Raw genomic sequence first — 21,278 nt, forward strand, 5'->3', positions numbered from 1 at the left:
CACCGACGGCACGCCGGGCTTGCCGGCGAAGCGCTCGGCGGAGGCCAGCATCCAGCGGTTCTCCGCCAGCTCGTTGTAGCAGTAGGCGCGGAAGGGGAGCGCGCTGCGCGAGCAGTCCGGCGCGTGACAGCGCCTGCTCCGCAGCGCTGCGGTAGCGCGCTGTGCGCTCCGGGCCGGCGAGCGCGGCAGCGGTGAGCAGGGCGGAGGTGAGCGCAGCGGCCCCGGAGGGGCTCGCGTTGTCGGTCGGGTCGGAGGGGCGGCGGACCAGCGCTTCTGCGTCGGCCGCGGTGTCGTGGAAGGTTCCCGGGTGCTCGGTGTCGGCGAACTGGTCCAGCGCCGTGTCGAGCAGCTCGCAGGCCGCGTCCAGCCAGCGCGGGTCGGCCGTGGCCTGGTGCAGCGAGAGCAGGCCCTCCGCGAAGCAGCCGTAGTCCTCGAGCACACCCGCGGCGGTCCCGACCTCCCCGTTCCGCGAGGTCCGGCGCAGCCGGCCGTCCACCAGGTGCAGCGAGAGCAGCAGGTCAGCGGCAGCAGCAGCCGCGTCCAGCCAGGCCGGTTCGTCGAGCGTGGCGGCGGCTTCCACCAGCGCTGAGATGGTCATGCCGTTCCAGGCGGTGACGACCTTGTCGTCCTTGCCCGGCTGCGGACGGCGGTCGCGGGCTTCGCGGAGGCTGTCGCGGACCCGCCGCCAGCGGGCCGCGTCGTCCGGGTCGCGCTTGAGCTGCAAGGTCGAGGCGCCGTGCTCGAAGGTGCCCTCCTCGGTCACCTCCAGCAGCTCCGCCGCCCAGTCGCCGTCCTCCGCCCCGAGCACCTCGCGCAGCTGGTCCGGCGTCCACACGTAGGTCAGGCCTTCGACGCCCTCGGTGTCGGCGTCCAGCGATGCCGCGAAGCCGCCTTCCGGCGTGCGCAGGTCGGTCAGCAGGAACTCGGCGGTCTCGCGGGTCACCCGCTCGCCGAGCGGATCGCCGAGCCGCGCCAGGTGCGCGTACGCGCGGAGCAGCAGGGCGTTGTCGTAGAGCATCTTCTCGAAGTGCGGGACCACCCAGGCGTTGTCCACGGCGTAGCGCGCGAACCCGCCCGCGAGCTGGTCGTAGATGCCGCCGCGGGCCATGGCTTCGCCGGTGTCCTTGGCCAGCTCCAGCGCCGAATGCCCGCTGCCCGGTTCGCCGAGCCGTTCGTGGTGGCGCAGCAGGAACTCCAGCACCATCGACGGCGGGAACTTCGGCGCGCCGCCGAACCCGCCGTGCGCGGCGTCGAACTCGGCGTGCAGCCGGGAGACCGCCCCGGCCAGCACCTCGTCGTCCAAGATGGTCTCCGGGAGCGGCGCGCGCTGCGCGGACAGCTGCTCGACCACCCGGCTCGCGGCCTTGCGGACCTCGTCGCCGCGACCGCTCCAGGCCTGCGCCACGGCGTCCAGCAGCTGCTGGAACGACGGCATCCCGGACATCGGCGACACCGGGTAGTAGGTGCCGCAGTGGAACGGCTCGCCGTCCGGGGTGAGGAAGCAGGTCATCGGCCAGCCGCCCTGCCCGGTCATGGCCTGGGTGGCTTCCATGTAGACCGCGTCGATGTCCGGCCGCTCCTCGCGGTCCACCTTGACGTTGACGAAGTGCTCATTCATCAGCCGAGCGGTCTCGGCGTCCTCGAAGGACTCGTGCGCCATCACGTGGCACCAGTGGCAGGCGGCGTACCCGACGGACAGCAGGACCGGCACATTGCGGCGCCGGGCCTCGGCGAACGCCTCCGGCGACCAGGGCCACCAGTCGACCGGGTTGTCGGCGTGCTGGAGCAGGTAGGGGCTGGTCGCGCCCGCGAGCCGGTTAGCCATGCGCCCAGCCTCCCACTCGGCCCCGGCGCCCCACCACAGGGCGGGCCCGATCACGACCGGGCCCGCCCGCAGCGACCGGGCCTCAGGCGCCGGGCTGGATCGGGCCGATCTGGGTGCCTGCGCCGACAGCGATGTCGCCGACCGCCCAGCCGTTGGTCCCCTCGGGGCCGTCCAGCTCCGGGAGCTCGAAGATCACGCGGTCGGCGGGATCAGCGTCACCGCTGTTGGGCACCTGGACGTCGAAGTGGACCGGGGATCCGGGGCCGAAGGCGACGTCCTCGGGCTGCCCGTAGGGCTGGGGCTGCACGTCGACGGGCGACTTGCCGAGGAAGAACGTCGGTTCGACGGCCCAACCGGACAACGTGCACGCCGAGGTTCCCTCGTTGGCCGTTAGCGTGACGCGGTAGTGCGTGTGGCCCGCCGTGCTGTCGGCTTGCGCGATGGTCCCGGAGGAGCCGCTGATCCCGCAGGCGCTCGGCGGCGGGGGCGGCGGCGTCGCGAGCGCCTGGGACGCGTTGAACCCGAACCCGGCGATCGCGGCGACCGCGAGCGAGGCACCGAACGCACTGCGGCGGAAGAACGTGCTCATGGAAAGGCTCCACTGTTGATCTCTGCGGTTCGTTCCTTTCACCCCGGAAGACGCCTCGGCGTGGTGGCGGTTGCCGACATCACCCCGATCGTCTGATTGCCCACTCCGGCGCAACCCGGTGCTCGCTCGCGCGTCCTGGGGCTGAACCTCCTTCCGATACCTGGACGTGCTTGAGTAGGACGAGGACTTCTCAGAAAATGTGTTAAGAGCGAGAGCGACCTCGGGAGCGGTTTTGACGTCGACGAAGACGATGCGCGGGGAGTAGCCGTGGTGGGCAGGGCACGGCCGCCGGACGCCGTCGTCGAGCAGCGGCGGCAGGACGAACTGCGGCGGGTCGTCGAGCACGGCGAGGTCCGCATCACCGATCTCGCTGAGTACTTCGAGGTCAGCCTGATGACGATGCACCGCGACCTCGACGCGCTCGTCGAGCGGCGGCTGGTGCGCAAGCTGCGCGGCCGGGTGACCGCCTACCCGTCGCTGACCTTGGAGACCGCGACGCGCTTCCGGGTCAGCCTGCAGGTCGCCGAGAAGGAAGCGCTGGCCGCCGCGGGCGCCGCCGAGGTCGAGCCGGGCATGACGCTGCTGATCGACGACTCCAGCACGGTGTTCCCGCTGGCCCGCCGGGTCGCGGAGGTCGAGTCGCTGCGGGTGTTCACCAACTCGTTGACCGTCGCGAAGATCCTCGCCGGCGCCGGGCACGAGGTGGGGCTGCTGGGCGGCCGCTACCGCGCCGAGTTCGACTCGTGCACCGGCCCGGAGGTGCTGGAGGCGCTGTCCGGGCTGCGCGCCGACGTATCGTTCGTATCGGCCACGACGGTCACCGAGGGCCACCTGTTCCACCCGGTCCGGGACTACGCCGAGATCAAGGAGCGCATCGTCGGGCGCGCGGAGCGCAACGTGCTGCTGGTCGACCACTCCAAGTTCGGCCGGACGTCCCCGTTCGCGCACGGCGACGTGGGCGCCTACGACCTGGTCATCACCGATGCCGCCACACCGGAGGCGGAACTGGACGCGCTGCGCGGTTTCGACACCGAGGTGCGCGTCGTGCCGATACCCGAGCCAGACGGGGGAACCGATGCGCTCAGCTGACAGCCCGGCCCGCTCGGCCGAGGAGGGCGCTCGATGAGCCTGGTCGCCGGCGTCGACTCCTCCACCCAGTCGACCAAGGTCGTGGTGTGCGACAGCGAGACCGGTCAGGTGCTGCGGCAGGGCCGCGCACCGCACCCGGACGGCACGGTCGCCGACCCGGGCGACTGGTGGGAAGCGCTCACCACCGCCACCGGCGGACTGCTCGACGACGTGGCCGCCATCGGTGTCGCAGCGCAGCAGCACGGCCTGGTGGCGCTGGACGAAGGCGGTGAGGTGGTCCGCCCGGCGCTGCTGTGGAACGACAACCGCTCCGCGCAGGCCGCGCTCGACCTGACCGAGGAGCTCGGCGGAGCGCAGGCCTGCGCCGACGCGGTCGGTCTGGTGCCGGTGGCCAGCTTCACGGTCAGCAAGCTGCGGTGGATGGCCGAGCACGAGCCGGAGCTGGCCGACCGGGTCACCGACGTCCTGCTCCCCCACGACTGGCTGACCTGGCGCCTGACCGGTGAGCTGGTCACCGACCGCGGCGACGCCTCCGGCACCGGCTACTGGTCGCCGCGCGAGGGCCGCTACCGCCCGGACGTGCTGGCCACCGCCTTCGGCGGCCGCAACCCCCGCACGCCCCGAGTCCTCGGCCCGGCCGAAACCGCAGGTCACACCCCGGACGGCAAGCTCGTGTCGGCCGGGACCGGCGACAACATGGGCGCCGCACTGGGCTTGGCGATCGGCCCTGGTGACGTCGTGGTGTCGCTGGGCACCAGCGGCACGGTGTTCGCCTCGGCGGACCGCCCGAGCGCCGACCCGACCGGCACGATCGCCGGGTTCTCCGATGCCACCGGGCGGTTCCTGCCGCTGGTGTGCACGCTCAACGCGGCCCGGGTGCTCACCTCGACGGCCGCGCTGCTGGGCGTGGAGATGGCCGAGTTCGACCGGTTGGCGTGCCAGGCCGAGCCGGGAGCGGACGACCTCGTCCTGCTGCCGTACCTCGACGGCGAGCGCACCCCGAACCTGCCGAACGCCAGCGGCACCCTCATGGGCCTGCGCCGCGACAACATGACCCCGCAGAACCTGGCCCGGGCAGCGGTCGAAGGAATGCTCTGCGGCCTCGCAGCAGGCGTCGAAGCCCTCCGCGAACAAGGCGTCGAGGTCCGCCGGGTGCTCCTCATCGGCGGTGCGGCCCAGTCGAAGGCGGTCCAGGTCGCAGCACCCCAGGTCTTCGGCGTCCCGGTCACGGTCCCCGCCCCCGCGGAGTACGTCGCCCTCGGCGCAGCCCGCCAAGCGGCCTGGGCCCTGACCGGCGACCAACCGACCTGGCCCCTGACCGGCTCGGCGGAACTGGACGTCACCGACCCCTCGGCAGGCGAACGCATCCGCGAGCACCACCGCGAAGCCTTCACCCGGGTCCACGGCGACTGATCCGTCGTCCGGGCTGTTCAAAGGGCTTCAGCAGCTGCGACCGACGGGTGAGACGAGAGCGGGGCCGCCCGGTAGTCCCGGACGGCCCCGCTCTTCAGCCCCCGCTAGGGGGTTTCGTCCTTGCCCTGCTTCGCCTCGCTGGGCTCGGCTTCGGACCGGGCTTCGCCTTCCGACGCCGCTTCGGCTTCCGCCTTCGCCTTCGCCGCTTCGGCTCGCTTGACCTTCGCCGGCGCTGCCGCGGCCGCCTTCTCCTCGTCGAACGAGACCGGGAGCTTGCGGAGGTGCTTGGTCATCGAGCGGATCAGGAAGACCACCGCGATGGCGAACAGGATCAGCAGGACCAGGCCGACCGGGGAGGACTTGCCGAAGTCCTCGCCCTGGCCACCCGGGTCGTTCGGCGGTACCGGGGCCTGCGCGATCACGTAGGCCGCCGTTTCCTGGGCAGTCATGCGCACACCTTCTCCTGCACACCGGAGAACAGGTCGTCCTCCGGCAACGTGGTGTCGACCAGGGAGCGGACCAGCTCGTAGTCCTCGGTCGGCCACAGCTCCTGCTGGATGTCCAGCGGCACCGCGAACCACCGGCTGGTCGGGTCGATCTGCGTCGCGTGGGCGCGCAGGGCGTCATCGCGCTGCTCGAAGTAGTCGGCGCACACGACGCGCGTGGTGACCCGCTCGTCCGGGTCCGGGCGCGACGAATCCCACTTGGCCAGCCACTCGCCGTAGGGCGACTCCATGCCCCGCGACAGCAGCGCCTCGTGGAACAGGTGCATGCGCTTGCGGGAGAAGCCGTGCGAGTAGTACAGCTTCAGCGGCTGCCAGGTCTCCCCGGCGTCCTGGTACAGGTCGGGGTCACCCGCGGCGTCGAAAGCCGCCACCGAGATCTCGTGGCACCGGATGTGGTCCGGGTGCGGGTAACCGCCGTTCTCGTCGTAGGTGATCACCACGTGCGGGCGGAACTCGCGGATGACCTTCACCAGCTCGCGGGTCGACACCTCGAGCGGCGTGGTCGCGAAAACGCCCTCCGGCAGCGGCGGGGGCGGGTCGCCCTCCGGCAGGCCGGAGTCGACGAAGCCCAGCCAGCGGTGCTGCACGCCGAGGATCTCGGCCGCGGTGGCCATCTCCTGGCGGCGGACCTCGGTCAGGTTCTCGACCACCTCCGGCCGGTCCATGGCCGGGTTGAGGATGCTGCCCGCTTCACCCCCGGTGCAGGTGACCACCATCACCTCGTGCCCCTCGGCCACGTAGCGCGCGGTGGTCGCCGCACCCTTGCTGGACTCGTCATCCGGGTGCGCGTGCACCGTCATCAGCCGCAGCTTGTCCGCCATCGCCCGGTGGTCCCCTCCATGCTCGTGCAGCGTCTCTCCTGAACACGGCCCCGCTCACAGGCCGCAGGACGCCCCAGGGATACTTAACGTGGATGTCGGGCTCCATTGTTCCCGGTGGGCCCGATGCACCGAGTGCCAGCCCCCACAAGCGGGGCTCGGCCAGACCGCAGGCGAAAGGCTTCCCGAGCCGGTGACGCACCCGCAGATCCCCGAGGACCGGTACGGGGCGCGCGCGAAAAAGCGACCGCGCCCCGGGCTCCGCTGGTTGCTCTTCGCGGTCGTGTTCGTCGTCCTGCTCGGTGCGACCTACGTCGGTTACCAGAACCTCGGCACCGCTCCCATCGAGGGCAAGCAGGTCGCCTTCGAGATCATCGACGACCAGTCCGTCCGCATCGTGGTCGAGGTCCAGCGCGACGATCCGCAGCGCCCCGCCGAGTGCGTGGTGCGCTCCCGGGCGAAGTCCGGCCTGGAGGTCGGCCGCAAGGAAGTCCTCATCCAACCAGCGGATGGCGTGACCAGGCAGGAGACTGTGGTGCGCACGTCCTCCCAACCGGCCACCGGGGAGGTGTACGGCTGCACCTACAACGTTCCTGAATATTTGTCCAACCACCTACGGCCAACTGGGTGAAGACAAGCGTTCCACGCCGGGCGCTGGGAAAATGCAGCCCCTCGGCGTGTAGGTTCGTGCTATCGTCGAGCACAGGCACGGCCCCGCGCGGGCCGTGTTTTTCCGTTACTTGGCCATCGAGCCCAGAAATAGCGCGGAAATGCAATTGGCCCGCGAGGAGTCGCGGGACGCAGTCGACGAGGAGTGGTGACCGTGAGCGAGACCCAGGTGACCTGGCTGACCCAGGATGCTTACGACCGGCTCAAGGGTGAGCTGGACGAGCTCGTGGCCAACCGCCCGGTGATCGCCGCGAAGATCAACGAGGCCCGCGAGGAGGGCGACCTCCGCGAGAACGGCGGGTACCACGCCGCCCGCGAGGAGCAGGGCCAGATCGAGGCCCGCATCCGCCAGCTGCAGGAACTGCTGCGCACCGCCAAGGTCGGTGACGTGCCCACCGAGTCCGGTGTGGCCCGCCCCGGTTCGGTGCTGACCGTCCGCTACGACGGCGAGGACGAGACCGAGAAGTTCCTGCTGGCCACCCGCGAGGAGGGCGCGCACGGAGAGCTGGAGGTCTACTCCCCGAGCTCCCCGCTGGGCCAGGCCCTGCTGGACGCCAAGGAAGGCGAGACCCGCGAGTACGAGCTGCCCAACGGCGGCTCGATGAAGGTCACCCTGGTCAAGGCCGAGCCCTTCAACGGCTGACTTTCCCGCACCGGATAGCGGTTGCGCTAAAGCACAGGAGAAAAGCGAGTTCTGCAGAGAACTCAACGAATCTTGCACCGCGGGTTCCCCACTTCGGGCACCCGCGGTGCTTTATTCCCCCGTTTCCGCGAGGCGTTCCAAGAGCGGGCGGACTCTGGGCGGAACCGGGGTGGAGAGAGCGATCGACGTCGATGTGCGGCGCACTCCGGTAACGCTGACGACTTCGTCGATCACCCGCTGCAGATCCGCGTTGGAGCGGGCCACCATGCGCACGAACAAGTCGCCCTGCCCGGTCGTCGCGTGCACCTCGCACACCTCGTCGATCGCGGCCAGCTGCTCGGCCACCACCCCCCGGTGCCCCTGGGCGATCTCCAGGACCGCGAAGGCCGTCAGGCCGTAGCCCATCGCCGCCAGGTCCAGGTCCGGCGGGAAGCCCAGCAGGATTCCCCGCTGCACCAGCCGGTCCATCCGCGCCTGCACGGTGCCGCGCGCGACGCCCAGCCGGCGGGAGCACTCCAGCACGCCCAAGCGCGGCTCGTCGGCCAGCAACAGCAGCAGGCGCGCGTCCAGCGCGTCCAGACCCTCGACATTGGGAGCCACGTCACATCTCCTGCTCAGGTTGACCGATCCAACCAGTAGTTCCGATCGAATACTGGTCAGATTGCGCACCGGAATCAACCGCTGTTGCCCAGGATGACCTGTCCGCGCACGCTGAGCTCATCACCGATGGAGCGAACCGGGGGAGGCCATCGTGACCGGCACCGTCAACCACGGCAGTCAGACCGAACAGCTCGACGACGTGACCTTCGACCAGATGCGCCGCCTCATCGGTCTCGTCGAGCACGACGACGCGAAGGACCCGTTCCCGGTCAGGGCGCTCGACGCGGTGGTGTTCGTCGTCGGCAACGCCACCCAGAGCGCGCTGTTCTACCAGGTGGCGTTCGGGATGGAACTGGTCGCCTACTCCGGACCGGAGAACGGCAACCGCGACCACAAGGCGTTCGTGCTCAAGTCCGGTTCGGCGCGCTTCGTGCTCAAAGGCGCCGTCGACCCGGACAGCCCGCTGGCCGACCACCACCGGCGGCACGGCGACGGCGTCGTCGACCTGGCCCTGGACGTGCTCGACGTGGACAAGTGCGTGGAGCACGCGCGGGCGCAGGGCGCGACCGTGCTGGAAGAACCGCACGACGTGTCCGACGAGCACGGCACAGTCCGCACCGCCTCGATCGCCACCTACGGCGAGACCCGCCACACGCTGCTCGACCGCAGCCGCTACACCGGCCCCTACCTGCCCGGATACGTCGAGCAGCGGGGCAGCTACGTCAAGCCCGCGGACTCGCCCAAGCGGCTGTTCCAGGCCGTCGACCACTGCGTCGGCAACGTCGAACTCGGCCAGATGAACACCTGGGTGGAGTTCTACAACCGGGTCATGGGCTTCGTGAACATGGCCGAGTTCGTCGGCGACGACATCGCCACCGACTACTCGGCGCTGATGAGCAAGGTGGTGGCCAACGGCAACCACCGGGTCAAGTTCCCGCTCAACGAGCCGGCCGCGGGCAAGCGCAAGTCGCAGATCGACGAGTACCTGGAGTTCTACCGGGGCTCCGGCTGCCAGCACATCGCGCTGGCCACCGGCGACATCATCAAGACGGTCACCGCGATGCGGGCCGCCGGCGTGGAGTTCCTGAACACGCCGGACGCCTACTACGACGACCCGGAGCTGCGCGCGCGCATCGGCGAGGTGCGGGTGCCGATCGAGACGCTGAAGGAGCACGGCATCCTCGTCGACCGCGACGAGGACGGCTACCTCCTGCAGATCTTCACCAAACCGATCGGCGACCGCCCCACGGTGTTCTACGAGCTGATCGAGCGCCACGGCTCCCTCGGCTTCGGCAAGGGCAACTTCAAAGCCCTCTTCGAAGCAATCGAGCGAGAGCAAGAGCGCCGAGGCAACCTCTGACCAGGGATCTCCGCAAATTCAATGGAAATTGGACCTCCGATTTCCATTGAAATTGCGGAAGTTCTCCACAGGAGGGGGCACCTGTCCACATCTCCCGGCGTGTCGGGCGTCCGACACGCCGGGAGAGCGCAGTTTCAATTGAAACTGCGGTCACCTCAGCGGTTGGCGAGGATGGTGTAGTGGGCGGATTCGAGTTCGTGGATCACCTGTTCCCGGTGCTCCGGACCTCGGGTTTCCAAGGAGATCTCGACCTCCACCTCGCCCAGCGCCAGGGCCCCGGAGATCCTCGAGTGCTCGATGTCCAGGACGTTCGCGGTCAGCTCGCCGAGCTTGGCCAGCAGGCCCGCGAGGGATCCGGGTCGGTCCGGGATGCGGATGCGCAGCGACAGGTAGCGGCCCGCCGCGGTCATGCCGTGCTGGATGAGCTGGAGCAGCAGCAGCGGATCGATGTTCCCGCCGGACAGCACCGCCACCGCCGGGCCGACGACCTGCTCGGGGTGCTCCAGCAACGCCGCGACCGCCGCCGCTCCCGCCGGCTCGACCACCAGCTTCGCCCGCTCCAAGCACAGCAGCAGCGCCCTCGACAGCCCTTCCTCGCTGACCGCGAGGACCCCGTCGACCAGCTCCGACACGTGCGCGAACGGCACCGGGCCGGGTTCGGCGACCGCGATGCCGTCGGCCATCGTCTGGGTGTCGGCCAACCGCACCGGCTTGCCCGCCGCCAGCGAGACCGGCCACGCCGCAGCTCGCTCCGCCTGCACCCCGAGCACCCGGACCTGCGGGTGCTCGGCCTTCACCGCAGCGGCGATCCCGGAGACCAGCCCACCGCCCCCGGTCGGCACGACGATGGTGCGTACCTCCGGCAGCTGCGCCAGGATCTCCAGACCAACAGTCCCCTGACCAGCGACGATGTCCGGGTGGTCGTAGGGGTGGATGAACTCCGCGCCGGTGCGGCGGGCGTATTCCCGCGCCGCGGCGAGGCTTTCCTCCAGGACCGCGCCGTGCATCCGGACGTCGGCGCCGTAGGCCCTGGTCGCCGCCAGCTTCGGCAGCGGAGCGCGCTCCGGCATGAACACCGTCGCCCGGATCCCGAGCAGCGATGCGGCCAGCGCGACACCCTGCGCGTGGTTCCCGGCGCTGGCTGCGACCACCCCGGCCACGCGCTGCGCCTCGTCCAGCGCCCGCAGCCGCACGTAAGCCCCGCGGAGCTTGAACGAGCCCGTGCGCTGGAGGTTCTCGCACTTCAGGAAGACGTCGCCGCCGAGGTGCTGACCGAGCACGCGGGAGTGCTCGAGCGGGGTTCGCCGCGCGATCCCGGCAAGTTCGACGTCAGCGGCCCGGATCCGGTCCAGGTCGACCAGCCGCATGCGCCAATCGTGCCACCGCGAATCGGCGGTCACTCGAGCAACACGTTCGGTACCCTCGAAGGAGCGGCCGGTCAGCGCGCCGGGCGCAGCGTCGCGGAGGGGGCCGGGCGCGACCGTCGAGCACTCCCGGCAGCCGAGCACCGCGACCCGGGACCACCCCGCAGACCCACCGGACAGGAGGACGCATGTCGCAGCTGACCTCGACGAACCGCGTCCTCCCACTGGTCACCGGCGTGGCCACGGCGGCTGCGCTGTCCGGCGCTGCGGTCTTCGCGGTGCTGCAATCCGGGTGCGACGACCCCGGCGCCTACCGGGTGCGCGACGACGTGGTCGAGCTGATCGGCGGTTGCCTGCAGCCCGACGACCTCCCGATCAGCCCCCGTCCCCCGGCAGACCTGGGCAGCGGCGAACCCGCCCTGGCGCGCTGAAACACCACGGGCCGCCCACCCGGTCGGATGGACGGCCCGCGCGAACGTTCGAAGATCAGCCAAGCGCCTGGAGGATGTCCTCCACCAGGTCGTCGGCTTCTTCGATGCCGACCGAAAGGCGGACGAGCTCGGCCGGGACCTGGAGCATCGAGCCCGCGGTGCTCGCGTGCGTCATGCGGCCCGGGTGCTCGATCAGGGACTCGACGCCGCCCAGCGACTCGGCCAGCGTGAACAGGCGGGTGCGCGCGCAGACCTCCAGCGCGGCCTCCTCGCCGTCGGCGTGCAGGAACGAGACCATCCCGCCGAAGTGCCGCATCTGCTTGGCCGCGACCTCGTGGCCCGGGTGCTCCGCCAGGCCCGGGTACAGGACCTTCGAGACCTTGGGGTGACCGGCCAGCGCGGCGACGATCCGCTCCGCGTTGGCGCTGTGCCGCTCCATGCGGACCGCGAGGGTCTTGACGCCGCGCATGGTGAGGAACGCGTCGAACGGGCCCGGCACCGCGCCGGCACCGTTCTGCAGGAACGCGATCTGCTCGGCCAGCTCGTCGTCGGAGGTGATCACGGCACCGCCGACCACGTCGGAGTGCCCGCCCAGGTACTTGGTCGTCGAGTGCACCACGACGTTCGCGCCGAGCTCCAGCGGCTGCTGGAGGAACGGCGAGGCGAAGGTGTTGTCCACGACCAGCTTCGTGCCGGCCTCGCGGGACACCTGCGCCAGCGCGGCGATGTCGGCGATGTTGAGCAGCGGGTTGGTGGGGGTCTCGACCCAGATCACCTTGGTGTTCGGCTGGATCGCCGCCCGCACCGCGTCCACATCGGACACCTGCGCCGGGGTGTACTCCACTCCCCAGCTGGTGAGGACCTTGTCGATCAACCGGAACGTGCCGCCGTAGGCGTCGTCCGGGATGACCAGGTGGTCACCCGGGCGCAGCGTCGCGCGCAGCACCGCGTCGGTGGCGGCCATGCCGGAGGCGAAGGCGCGCCCGTGGCGACCGCCCTCCAGCTCGGCCAGGCACTGCTCCAGCGCGGTGCGGGTCGGGTTGCCGGTGCGCGAGTACTCGTAACCCCCGCGCATGCCGCCCACCCCGTCCTGGGCGTAGGTCGACGTGGCGTGGATCGGCACGATCACCGAACCGGTCGTCGGATCCGCCTCCTGCCCCGCATGAATCGCGCGGGTGGCAAAGCCATCACTCATGACGAGCAGCGTACGACCTGTGGGCCGATCGGCCGACTCGACCCCGGAACGCAGAGCGGCCCCCGACCGGACCGGTCGGGGGCCGCTTCGCGTCAGCTCAGCTGGTCACCACTGGGGAGGCTGGGGGCCACCGGGCGGCGGGAAGCCGCCGGGCTGCTGACCCGGCTGCTGGCCGGGCTGGCCGAAGCCCTGCTGCGGCTGGCCGAACTGGCCCGGCTGACCGGGCTGACCCGGCTGGCCGAAGCCCTGCGGCGCGCCGTAGCCGCCGGCGGCCGCAGGAGCCGAGGCACCCGCACCAGCGGCGACCCACTCGCGGGTACCCGGCAGCATGGCCAGCACACCGATGGCGATGCCGGCGAGCATGCCCAGGATGGCTCCGATGATGCTGGCGCCCTGGACGTACCCGCTGAAGAGGAGCACTACCGAGCAGATCAGGTACAGCGCCTCAGCGCCGACGATCAGCAACGGGCCCACGTTCTTCCGCAGGATGGTCATGATGCCGCCGGTGCAGAGCACGATCGCAGCGATCGTGACCGCGATGTAGATCGTCACCATCAGGCCGTACGACGGCAGCTCCGGCAAGCCGTCGGTGCTGCTGCCGAGCTGCTCGAGCGACGACTTGGCCTGGTCGTACACCGCGTAGGCACTGCCGAGGAGGAAGGTGCCGATCAGGTAGAAGATCGCGGCGATACCACCGATGACCGCGGCGATCCAACCGACGGTCAGCGCCAGGCCCTTGTTGCCCTGGCCCTGGGGGGCCTGGCCGTAGGCCGCCGGGGGCTGGGCGCCGTAGCCCGGCTGGGCCTGCGGGGCCGGGAAGCCGCCGCTCGGCGGGCCCGACTGCTGCGGCTGGGCCGGGAAGCCGCCCGGCTGGCTCTGGGTGCCCGGCTGCTGGTACATGGGCTGCGGGGGCTGCATCGACGGCGGCACCATCGCAGTCGCCTCAGCCGCACCGCCCTGGCCGGACAGGCCGGGCTGCTGGTACATCGGCTGCGGCGGCTGCATCGACGGCGGAACGACCTGCGTCGAGTCGGACGGCGGCTGCGCTGCCTGCCCCTGCGACTGCACGGGCTTCACGACCTGAGTCGCGTCGCTGCCGGCCTGGTTGGGGTCCTGCGGGTCCATCCGGTTCGAGATGGGGTCCGAACCCTGCTGACCGCCGTCCGGCGGCTGCGGAGAGCTCATCGGGTTGTCCTACTCCCTCGGGGCGTAATGCGAAAGCCTGGGCATTCGAGAGCACACGCTATCTGATGGATCAGCAGCGTAGTGCCATTCCGTAACAACTCGTCATCGCCCGGCGATGAAACCGAGAACGTCCTGACGTGTGACGACGCCGGCGGGCTTCCCGTCGATGAGCACCATCGCGCCGTCGGCCCCGGCCAGCGCGGTCATCGCGGCGCTGACCTCCTCGCCCGCGCCGATGGTCGGCAGCGGCGGCGACATGTGCTCCTCGATCCGGTCGGCGAGGTTCGCGCGACCTGCGAAAAGGGCGTCCAGCAAGTCCCGCTCGTTGACCGCGCCGGCCACCTCCGCGGCCATGATCGGCGGCTCCGCGCGCACCACCGGCATCTGCGAGACGCCGAACTCGCGCATGATCGCCACCGCCTCGGCGACTGTCTCGTTCGGGTGAACGTGGACCAGGGCCGGGATGGTGCCGTCCTTGCGGCGCAGCACGTCGCCGACCGAACCACCGGCGTGGTCCGGCGACAGGAAGCCGTAGGAGGCCATCCAGGAGTCGTTGAAGACCTTGGTCAGGTAGCCGCGGCCGCCGTCGGGCAGCAGCACCACGATCACGTCGTCCGGGTCGGCGGTCTCCGCGATCCGCAGCGCCGCCGCGACCGCCATCCCGCAGGAACCGCCGACCAGCAGCGCCTCCTCGCGGGCCAGCCGCCGGGTCATCTCGAAGGAGTCGGCGTCGGAGACCGCGACGATCTCGTCGCAGATCTCCCGGTCGTAGGTGGTCGGCCAGAAGTCCTCGCCGACGCCCTCCACCAGGTACGGACGGCCGTTGCCGCCGGAGTAGACCGAGCCCTCCGGGTCGGCGCCGACGACGCGCACCTGCCCGCCGGAGACCTTCTTCAGGTACTGCCCGGTGCCGGAGATGGTGCCGCCGGTGCCGACGCCGGCGACGAAGTGCGTCACCTTGCCCTCGGTCTGCGCCCAGATCTCCGGGCCGGTGGAGTGCACGTGCGACTCCGGGTTGGCCGGGTTGGAGTACTGGTCCGGCTTCCAGGCGCCGTCGATCTCCTCGACCAGGCGGTCGGAGACGCTGTAGTAGGAGTCCGGGTGCTCCGGCGGAACCGCGGTCGGGCAGACCACGACCTCCGCGCCGTAAGCCTTGAGGACGTTGCGCTTGTCCTCGCTGACCTTGTCCGGGCAGACGAAGACGCACCGGTAGCCCTTGCGCTGGGCGACCATGGCCAGGCCGACTCCGGTGTTTCCGGAGGTCGGCTCCACGATGGTCCCGCCGGGCTTCAGCTCGCCCGAGGCCTCGGCGACCTCGATCATGCGCAGCGCGATGCGGTCCTTCACGCTGCCGCCCGGGTTCAGGTACTCGACCTTGGCCAGCACCTTCGCCTGGCCGGTCGCCACCGCGTTCAACCGCACCAAGGGGGTGTTGCCCACCAGGTCGGTGACGTGCTCGACGTAGTCCACGTTCGGTCCTCGATCCTTCCGAACTGCTGTGTTGCGTCGAGCCTAATCGGCAGGTCACCGGGTAACTCATCGGACCTTCCCGGCGACACACCGATCGGGAACGATTTCGCGTTCTCCGACGTCTTGCGAATAACGGGAGCGTTCGCCGCGCGCGCGGGGCGAACGCGGGTGACCATGACCCATCCCGTTCGACGCGGCCGACCGGTGGATCCCGGAACGGCCCGGTTCAGGGAGGGCCGCATGATCGCAGCGAAGGCGCTCCGTCTCGCACTGCTGGCAGCCGGCACGGCCGGCGGGATCTCCGGCGCCGCCTACGGGCTGCTCAACGGTCAGTCCAAGTACGCGCGGCGGGTGATCGGTCCGCCGAGCAACGAACCGGTGCGCGCCGACGGCGTCCACCTGCCCGACGGCACCGGCCCGGTGCCGCGCTACGAGCTGCTCGACGTCGAGCCGCTGGAGTTCGCGGTGCTCGGCGACTCGTCCGCGGCCGGGCTGGGCGTGGACTTCCCGGCCGAACTGCCCGGGGTGCGGCTGGCGCGCGGGCTCGCCGAGGAGCTGGACCGACCGGTCGCGCTGACCACCCGCGCCATCGTCGGCACCACCTCGCAGGAGCTGTCCGCGCAGGTCGACGCGGTGCTGGTGCGGCCGCCGAGGCTGGCGCTGATCATCGTCGGGGCCAACGACGTCACCTCGAAGCTGGCGGTCTCGGCGTGCGCCGAGCTGCTGGGCGATGCGGTGCGGCGGCTGGTCGAAGCCGATGTGGCCGTGGTCGTCGGCACTTGCCCCGACCTGGGCGCGATCCGGCCCATCCCGCAGCCGCTGCGGTCGGTCGCGCGGCGGTGGAGCTTGGCGCTCGGCCGCGCTCAGCGCCGGGTGGTGGAGGCCTCCGGCGGGCGCGCCGTTCCGCTGGCCGACCTGCTGTCGCCGGAGTTCCTGGCCCGGCCGAGCGAGTTCTTCAGCCCGGACCGGTTCCACCCGTCGGCGGCCGGGTACGAGGCCGCGGCGGCGATCCTGCTGCCCGCGATGTGCGCGGCGATCGGCGAGTGGGAGGGCGGGCCGATGCCTGCTGCGCCGACCCGGTCCAAGGCGGCCGAGGCCCGTCGCCCGACCAGCCGCATCGTGGCCGGCCTGAACCGCCACCTGCACCGCCGCTCGCGCTGAAGGGCTCGATCCGCGTGGCGTGCGCCATGACATACCAAACGGTCGGTTGTGCTCTTGTTCCGTGACTGCCATCACCGCCAAGATGGGGTATCCGGCCTTAAAGTGACCGACCAGTAGGTCAAGTCGTGCGGGCCACGCGCGGCAGGTCACCGATTCGCGCCCACGACCGCGAACGAAGGAGTTCCCATGCCCGAAGCAGTCATCGTCGCCACCGCGCGATCCCCCATCGGCCGCGCAGGCAAGGGGTCGCTGAAGGACCTCCGCCCGGACGACCTCACCGCGCAGGTCGTCCGCGCCGCGCTGGACAAGGTGCCCGAGCTCGACCCGAACGAGATCGACGACCTGATGCTCGGCTGCGGCCTGCCCGGCGGCGAGCAGGGCTACAACATGGCGCGCGTGGTCTCGGTGCTGCTCGGCTACGACCAGCTGCCCGGCACCACCGTCACCCGCTACTGCTCGTCGAGCCTGCAGACCACCCGGATGGCGCTGCACGCGATCAAGGCCGGCGAGGGCGACGTGTTCATCAGCGCCGGCGTCGAGATGGTCTCCCGGTTCGCCAAGGGCAACTCCGACTCGCTCGAGGACACCAAGAACCCGCTGTTCGCCGACGCCCAGGCCCGCACCCAGCAGACCGCCGAGCAGGGCGCGGACTCGTGGACCGACCCGCGCACCCTGGACCTGGTGCCGGACGTCTACATCCCGATGGGGCAGACCGCGGAGAACCTGGCGCGGGTCAAGGGCATCAGCCGCGACGAGATGGACGACTTCGGCGTCCGCTCGCAGAACCTGGCCGAGAAGGCGATCGCCAACGGCTTCTGGGCCCGCGAGATCACGCCGGTCACCACCCCGGACGGCACCGTCGTCGACTCCGACGACGGCCCGCGCGCGGGCGTGACCAAGGAGGGCGTGTCCGGCCTCAAGCCGGTGTTCCGCCCGGACGGCCGGATCACCGCGGCCAACTGCTGCCCGCTCAACGACGGCGCCGCCGCCCTGGTGATCATGAGCGACACCAAGGCCAAGCAGCTGGGCCTGACCCCGCTGGCGCGGATCGTGTCCACCGGCGTCTCCGGGCTGTCGCCGGAGATCATGGGCCTGGGTCCGGTGGAGGCGTCGAAGCAGGCGCTCAAGCGCGCCGGCATGGGCATCGGCGACATCGACCTGGTGGAGATCAACGAGGCGTTCGCCGCCCAGGTGATCCCGTCCTACCAGGACCTGGGCATCCCGCTGGAGAAGCTGAACGTCAACGGCGGTGCGATCGCGGTGGGCCACCCGTTCGGCATGACCGGCGCCCGCATCACCACGACGCTGATCAACTCCCTGCAGTGGCACGACAAGCAGTTCGGCCTGGAAACCATGTGCGTCGGCGGCGGCCAGGGCATGGCCATGGTCCTCGAGCGCCTCAGCTGAGGGTTCCGCCAGCGCAGAACGTTTGGCCTGGTCAGGACCCGTGAGCACTTTGGGGTGCTATAGCAACACAAAGTGCTCACGGGCACCTACCAGGCAAAACAACACCGCGAACAGAACGGGGCGCCGCCGTCCGAAGTGGACAGCGGCGCCCCGTTTCGCGCTGGGAAGTTCCTCAGTCCCGCTGGAAGTACGAGAGCAGGCGGAGGATCTCCAGGTAGAGCCAGACCAGGGTGGTCATCAGGCCGAAGGCGATGTACCAGGAGAACTTGGCGTCCACGCCGCTCTTGATCGCCTGGTCGGCCGCGTCGAAGTCCAGCAGGAAGCTGAACGCGGCGATGCCGATGCACAGCAGGCTGAAGCCGATGGCCAGCATGCCGCCGTCGCGCAGCCCCAGGCCGCCCGCGGTGAAGAAGCTGGCGATCAGGTTCACCAGCATCAGCACGGCGGCACCGGCGGCCGCACCGATGATCCACTTGGTCAGCTTCGGGGTGACCCGGATGGCGCCCGTCTTGTAGACCACCAGCATGGCCGCGAAGACACCGATGGTGCCCGCGATGGCCTGCATGATGATGCCCGGGTTCCCGACCCACCTGGCGAACATGAAGCTGATCCCGCCGAGGAACACGCCCTCGACCGCCGAGTAGGCGATGACCAGCCCGGGGCTGACCTTCTTCTTGAAGATGATGACCAGCGAGAGCACCAGGCCGATGATCGCGGCCGGCAGCGCCAGCGCGACGGCGGACGGGCCCACCAGGTAGGTCAGCGTGCCGGTGACCACCGCCAGGGCGAGGGTGATCGCGGTCTTGGTGACCACGTCGTCGATCGTCATCGGCCGAGAGGCCTGCGGCGGCGCGGCGGTCGCCTCGCCGAAGGGCGAGGGGGCCTGCCCCTGGCCGTAGTTGAAGTTCGCGTAACCGCCGGTCGTCGGCAGGTTGCGGAACGCGGGGTTGCTCGTTGTGCGCAACTCATCCTCCTGGGCGTGCTTGCGCCGTCACTCGGAACAACGCTCAGGAGCGCTGACCGGTTCCCGGTTCGGTAAAGCCGACTTTACCGTCCGATCGGGGATCTCCCCATCTCCCCCGGAAACTACTCGGTATCGATTTTCGCGCGATGTCGATCACATCGCGTCGCCAACCTTTTCGCACCGGTGCAACCAGTGATCACCGCTTAGTGAGCGCCACCACTCGACTCGGCTCAACGGGTGATCAGAACCCGTCGCGAATGCCCGGTTCTCCACACCGCGTGATCATCCTCGTCCACCGTATGACCTCTTGTCGCCACGCTCAGTGATCGGAAGTATCGCGCTGGGCAGCTGCGCGATTCCTGGTCGGGGTTCAGCGGAACGAACGCGCGGCGCCGGATCACTTCCACCAGAACTGGAGCACGCATGCGCATGTTCAAGAAGTGGGTCACGGCGGTGCTGGGCACCGCCGTGCTCACCGGGGGGAGCCTGCTGGCGGTCCCCGGTGCCGCGAGCGCCGACCCGCAGGAGGCGGTCGGCCACGAGACCCGGCCCGGGCAGCCGTACCGGAACAACCCGGAACCCGATCGCGACTGGCTGGGGTCCTACCTCGTCAACGGCCAGCAGGTGTGGTGCGTGCAGTTCGCGCTGACCGCGCCGGACAGCGGCGAGGAGTACCAGCCGGGCGACGAGCTCAAGACCAAGTGGGGCACCGCGATCCCCGAGGACACCGCAGCCGACATCTCCTACCTGCTGCTGCGCTACGGCAACACGCAGTCGCCCGACGAGGCCGCCGCGCTGGCGCACCTGCTGCACTCCTGGACCGCCGCGCCGCGCAGCCAGGCCGACCTGGACCCGGACAACGACTTCACCCGGATCGCCTACGACGCCGACGCCCACCTCGCCAAGCTCCCGGAGAGCGCCAAGGCCAAGGTCGAGTCGTTCAAGGCCGAGGCCGGCGAGAACCGCGGCCCGTGGGAAGCGGAGCTGACCGCCCCGGAGGGCGAGCAGACCATCGGCCAGGCCGCGGAGTGGACGCTGACCGTGCAGCGCACCGACGGCAAGGGCATCGGCGGCGTGCCGGTGCAGCTGTCCCCCACCGACGTCGAGATCGAGGGCGTCGGCGACGACGGCGCGGTCACCACGCCGGAGGACGGCAGCCCGCTGAAGCTCCAGGTGACCCCGACCGGGCCGAACCCGAAGATCACCGGGAAGCTGTCCGCCCCGGCCGATCGGCCGTACGTGCGGCAGGCCGTCAACCAGCCCGACACCACCCAGCGCGTGGTGTCCACCGGCGGCGAGCAGGAGCTCTCCGTCGAGGCCGAGACCACCGCGGTGACCGCGCCGGGCGTGGTGAAGGTCGGCAAGACCGACTCCGAGAGCCAGGCCGGGATCGCCGGTGTCTCGCTGCGGGTGACCGCCGCGGACGGCTCCCCCGCCGTGCGCCAGGACGGGACGCCGCTGGTCGGCGAGGACGGCCAGCCCGCCGTGGTCGTCACCGGCGACGACGGCACCGCGGAGATCGCCGACCTGCGGACCCCGCAGGAGATCAAGATCGTCGAGGTCAAGCCCGCACCGGGCTACGAGGAGGCGTTCGACGAGGCCAACCCGCCGTCGGTGACCGGCACCGTCGAGGGCGGCCGGACGCTGGAGCTGAGCCTGGTCAACAAGCCCAACACACCGACCGTGCCGATCCGCATCCCGGCCGGTGACCCGACGCCCGAATCCGGCGTGCCCGCCGGGCTGCTCGGCCTCGCCGGCCTGACCGCGGTGACCGTGATCGGCGGGACCGGCTTCGCGCTGCGCCGGCGGATCGGGGCGCGGAAGCAGTGACCCGGCGCCGTTCCCTGTTACTCGTGGTGGCGGCCGCGGTGATCGCCCTGGTCGCGGCGGCCGTGCTGGTCGCCGGGAACCTGGTCACCGAACCCGCCACCACCACCGCCGCGGACCGCGCTGGACAAGGCCGGGCCGCCGCGGCGGCTCCACGCGATCTGCCCGTGCAGCCGGTGCACGTCCCGGCGGGACAACCGCCGGGCACCATCCGGCTGCCGCAGGGCGGCACGGCCGAGCTCGTGCGCAAGGAGATCGACCGGTCCGGCACGCTGCCGGTGCCCGACGGCGTCGACGAGGCGACCTGGTGGGGCGCCGGGCTCGACGCGCCGAAGGGCGCGACGGTGCTGGCCGGGCACGTCAACTGGAAGGGCGCGGTCGGACCGTTCGCCGAGCTGTGGGACTCCGCTCCCGGCCAGCCGGTGACCGTCGTCGACGACAGCGGCGAGGAGTGGCGCTACCAGGTGTCGGAGGTCGTCACGGTGCACAAGGACGACCTGCCGTCCCGGGCCGGCGAGCTGTTCGGCCAGGGCGGTGAGCACCGCCTGGTCCTGGTGACCTGCGGCGGCCGCTACGTCGGCGGCGACCTCGGCTACGACGAGAACCGCATCGTCATCGCCACCCCGGCCTGACCCGCGACGACGAGAAGGGGCCGGTGGACATCCGGGACATGCCGATGACCGCCGGCATCGCCGAGCAGGTGGCGTGCCTGGAGTTCACCCAGGAACGGCCGGAAGCGGCGGCGCGCCTGCTCGGCATCGC

The 21,278-nt window shown here is 70.8% G+C and carries 20 protein-coding genes; 10 read left to right on the forward strand and 10 right to left on the reverse strand.

The genetic code is table 11. The features are described 5' to 3' along the window. On the reverse strand, positions 1 to 1,825 hold a 1,825-nt coding region (locus tag ABTZ89_RS15995), incomplete at its 3' end, for a thioredoxin domain-containing protein (protein WP_351045114.1). Between the two features lie 82 nt (positions 1,826 to 1,907). Beyond that, the gene (locus ABTZ89_RS16000; protein WP_351045117.1) at positions 1,908 to 2,414 is read right to left on the reverse strand and encodes a DUF4232 domain-containing protein; all 507 of its coding nucleotides are present in this window, start codon (positions 2,412 to 2,414) and stop codon (positions 1,908 to 1,910) included. 270 nt (positions 2,415 to 2,684) lie between these two features. On the opposite strand from ABTZ89_RS16000, the gene ABTZ89_RS16005 reads away from it, so the two are divergent. Further along, positions 2,685 to 3,503, forward strand: a complete 819-nt coding sequence (locus ABTZ89_RS16005; protein ID WP_351045120.1) for a DeoR/GlpR family DNA-binding transcription regulator — start codon at positions 2,685 to 2,687, stop codon at positions 3,501 to 3,503. Positions 3,504 to 3,536: 33 nt separating this feature from the next. Further along, positions 3,537 to 4,916, forward strand: a complete 1,380-nt coding sequence (gene xylB / locus ABTZ89_RS16010) for a xylulokinase (RefSeq protein WP_351045123.1) — start codon at positions 3,537 to 3,539, stop codon at positions 4,914 to 4,916. Positions 4,917 to 5,020: 104 nt separating this feature from the next. Here xylB and ABTZ89_RS16015 read toward each other — a convergent pair whose 3' ends face one another. After that, the gene (locus ABTZ89_RS16015; protein ID WP_351045126.1) at positions 5,021 to 5,365 is read right to left on the reverse strand and encodes a hypothetical protein; all 345 of its coding nucleotides are present in this window, start codon (positions 5,363 to 5,365) and stop codon (positions 5,021 to 5,023) included. Continuing rightward, positions 5,362 to 6,243 (reverse strand): mycothiol conjugate amidase Mca, encoded by an 882-nt coding sequence (gene mca / locus ABTZ89_RS16020; protein ID WP_270950001.1) that lies wholly within the window; start codon positions 6,241 to 6,243, stop codon positions 5,362 to 5,364. The genes ABTZ89_RS16015 and mca overlap by 4 nt, the downstream gene beginning before the upstream one ends. A gap of 190 nt (positions 6,244 to 6,433) precedes the next feature. Between mca and ABTZ89_RS16025 the strand changes: the two genes are divergently transcribed. Further along, complete coding sequence (locus tag ABTZ89_RS16025; RefSeq protein WP_270950002.1) at positions 6,434 to 6,871, forward strand: DUF4307 domain-containing protein; 438 nt, start codon at positions 6,434 to 6,436, stop codon at positions 6,869 to 6,871. A gap of 192 nt (positions 6,872 to 7,063) precedes the next feature. Beyond that, positions 7,064 to 7,552 carry a transcription elongation factor GreA gene (greA, locus tag ABTZ89_RS16030; protein ID WP_270950003.1) on the forward strand — a complete coding sequence of 163 codons (489 nt, stop codon included), beginning with the start codon at positions 7,064 to 7,066 and terminating at the stop codon, positions 7,550 to 7,552. A 111-nt stretch (positions 7,553 to 7,663) separates the two neighbouring features. On the opposite strand, the gene ABTZ89_RS16035 is transcribed toward greA, so the two are convergent. Then, on the reverse strand, positions 7,664 to 8,152 hold the full coding sequence (locus tag ABTZ89_RS16035) for an Lrp/AsnC family transcriptional regulator (RefSeq protein WP_351045131.1): 489 nt from the start codon (positions 8,150 to 8,152) through the stop codon (positions 7,664 to 7,666). A 214-nt stretch (positions 8,153 to 8,366) separates the two neighbouring features. Between ABTZ89_RS16035 and hppD the strand changes: the two genes are divergently transcribed. Further along, entirely contained in the window at positions 8,367 to 9,512 is a 1,146-nt protein-coding gene (gene hppD, locus ABTZ89_RS16040) for a 4-hydroxyphenylpyruvate dioxygenase (RefSeq protein WP_351045141.1), read from the forward strand. Positions 9,513 to 9,667: 155 nt separating this feature from the next. On the opposite strand, the gene ilvA is transcribed toward hppD, so the two are convergent. Beyond that, a complete protein-coding gene (gene ilvA / locus ABTZ89_RS16045; protein WP_270950005.1) occupies positions 9,668 to 10,879 on the reverse strand; it encodes a threonine ammonia-lyase in 1,212 nt (403 codons plus the stop codon). Positions 10,880 to 11,064: 185 nt separating this feature from the next. Between ilvA and ABTZ89_RS16050 the strand changes: the two genes are divergently transcribed. Further along, positions 11,065 to 11,307 carry a hypothetical protein gene (locus ABTZ89_RS16050; protein WP_270950006.1) on the forward strand — a complete coding sequence of 81 codons (243 nt, stop codon included), beginning with the start codon at positions 11,065 to 11,067 and terminating at the stop codon, positions 11,305 to 11,307. A gap of 55 nt (positions 11,308 to 11,362) precedes the next feature. Here ABTZ89_RS16050 and ABTZ89_RS16055 read toward each other — a convergent pair whose 3' ends face one another. The 3 genes from ABTZ89_RS16055 to ABTZ89_RS16065 form a co-directional block, all read right to left on the reverse strand. After that, positions 11,363 to 12,502 carry a cystathionine gamma-synthase gene (locus ABTZ89_RS16055; RefSeq protein ID WP_270950007.1) on the reverse strand — a complete coding sequence of 380 codons (1,140 nt, stop codon included), beginning with the start codon at positions 12,500 to 12,502 and terminating at the stop codon, positions 11,363 to 11,365. 105 nt (positions 12,503 to 12,607) lie between these two features. After that, positions 12,608 to 13,687, reverse strand: a complete 1,080-nt coding sequence (locus ABTZ89_RS16060) for a hypothetical protein (RefSeq protein WP_270950008.1) — start codon at positions 13,685 to 13,687, stop codon at positions 12,608 to 12,610. 102 nt (positions 13,688 to 13,789) lie between these two features. Further along, positions 13,790 to 15,157: a cystathionine beta-synthase gene (locus ABTZ89_RS16065; RefSeq protein ID WP_270950009.1), complete on the reverse strand. Its 1,368-nt coding sequence runs from the start codon at positions 15,155 to 15,157 to the stop codon at positions 13,790 to 13,792. Positions 15,158 to 15,397: 240 nt separating this feature from the next. Between ABTZ89_RS16065 and ABTZ89_RS16070 the strand changes: the two genes are divergently transcribed. Then, entirely contained in the window at positions 15,398 to 16,318 is a 921-nt protein-coding gene (locus ABTZ89_RS16070; RefSeq protein WP_270950010.1) for an SGNH/GDSL hydrolase family protein, read from the forward strand. Positions 16,319 to 16,504: 186 nt separating this feature from the next. Next, on the forward strand, positions 16,505 to 17,725 hold the full coding sequence (locus tag ABTZ89_RS16075; protein ID WP_270950011.1) for an acetyl-CoA C-acetyltransferase: 1,221 nt from the start codon (positions 16,505 to 16,507) through the stop codon (positions 17,723 to 17,725). Positions 17,726 to 17,897: 172 nt separating this feature from the next. Here the strand turns inward: ABTZ89_RS16075 and ABTZ89_RS16080 are convergent, their stop codons facing one another. Beyond that, a complete protein-coding gene (locus ABTZ89_RS16080; protein ID WP_270950012.1) occupies positions 17,898 to 18,689 on the reverse strand; it encodes a Bax inhibitor-1/YccA family protein in 792 nt (263 codons plus the stop codon). A gap of 423 nt (positions 18,690 to 19,112) precedes the next feature. Here ABTZ89_RS16080 and ABTZ89_RS16085 point away from each other — a divergent pair, with 423 nt between their 5' ends. After that, positions 19,113 to 20,519 (forward strand): MSCRAMM family protein, encoded by a 1,407-nt coding sequence (locus tag ABTZ89_RS16085; protein WP_270950013.1) that lies wholly within the window; start codon positions 19,113 to 19,115, stop codon positions 20,517 to 20,519. After that, positions 20,516 to 21,148: a class F sortase gene (locus ABTZ89_RS16090; RefSeq protein ID WP_351045138.1), complete on the forward strand. Its 633-nt coding sequence runs from the start codon at positions 20,516 to 20,518 to the stop codon at positions 21,146 to 21,148. Before ABTZ89_RS16085 ends, ABTZ89_RS16090 begins: the two co-directional genes overlap by 4 nt. Positions 21,149 to 21,278: the final 130 nt, after the last annotated feature.

The organism is Saccharopolyspora sp. NPDC002686 (assembly GCF_040295745.1).
Classification (GTDB): domain Bacteria; phylum Actinomycetota; class Actinomycetes; order Mycobacteriales; family Pseudonocardiaceae; genus Saccharopolyspora; species Saccharopolyspora oryzae.

What these genes read in the sequence shown, in the direction of transcription:
- ABTZ89_RS16000 (WP_351045117.1), bottom strand. Translation starts at nt 2,414, where the DNA reads ATGAGCACGTTCTTCCGCCGCAGTGCGTTCGGTGCCTCGCTCGCGGTC.
- xylB (WP_351045123.1), top strand. Translation starts at nt 3,537, where the DNA reads ATGAGCCTGGTCGCCGGCGTCGACTCCTCCACCCAGTCGACCAAGGTC.
- ABTZ89_RS16015 (WP_351045126.1), bottom strand. Translation starts at nt 5,365, where the DNA reads ATGACTGCCCAGGAAACGGCGGCCTACGTGATCGCGCAGGCCCCGGTA.
- mca (WP_270950001.1), bottom strand. Translation starts at nt 6,243, where the DNA reads ATGGCGGACAAGCTGCGGCTGATGACGGTGCACGCGCACCCGGATGAC.
- hppD (WP_351045141.1), top strand. Translation starts at nt 8,367, where the DNA reads ATGCGCCGCCTCATCGGTCTCGTCGAGCACGACGACGCGAAGGACCCG.
- ilvA (WP_270950005.1), bottom strand. Translation starts at nt 10,879, where the DNA reads ATGCGGCTGGTCGACCTGGACCGGATCCGGGCCGCTGACGTCGAACTT.
- ABTZ89_RS16050 (WP_270950006.1), top strand. Translation starts at nt 11,065, where the DNA reads ATGTCGCAGCTGACCTCGACGAACCGCGTCCTCCCACTGGTCACCGGC.
- ABTZ89_RS16055 (WP_270950007.1), bottom strand. Translation starts at nt 12,502, where the DNA reads ATGAGTGATGGCTTTGCCACCCGCGCGATTCATGCGGGGCAGGAGGCG.
- ABTZ89_RS16060 (WP_270950008.1), bottom strand. Translation starts at nt 13,687, where the DNA reads ATGAGCTCTCCGCAGCCGCCGGACGGCGGTCAGCAGGGTTCGGACCCC.
- ABTZ89_RS16070 (WP_270950010.1), top strand. Translation starts at nt 15,398, where the DNA reads ATGATCGCAGCGAAGGCGCTCCGTCTCGCACTGCTGGCAGCCGGCACG.
- ABTZ89_RS16075 (WP_270950011.1), top strand. Translation starts at nt 16,505, where the DNA reads ATGCCCGAAGCAGTCATCGTCGCCACCGCGCGATCCCCCATCGGCCGC.
- ABTZ89_RS16085 (WP_270950013.1), top strand. Translation starts at nt 19,113, where the DNA reads ATGCGCATGTTCAAGAAGTGGGTCACGGCGGTGCTGGGCACCGCCGTG.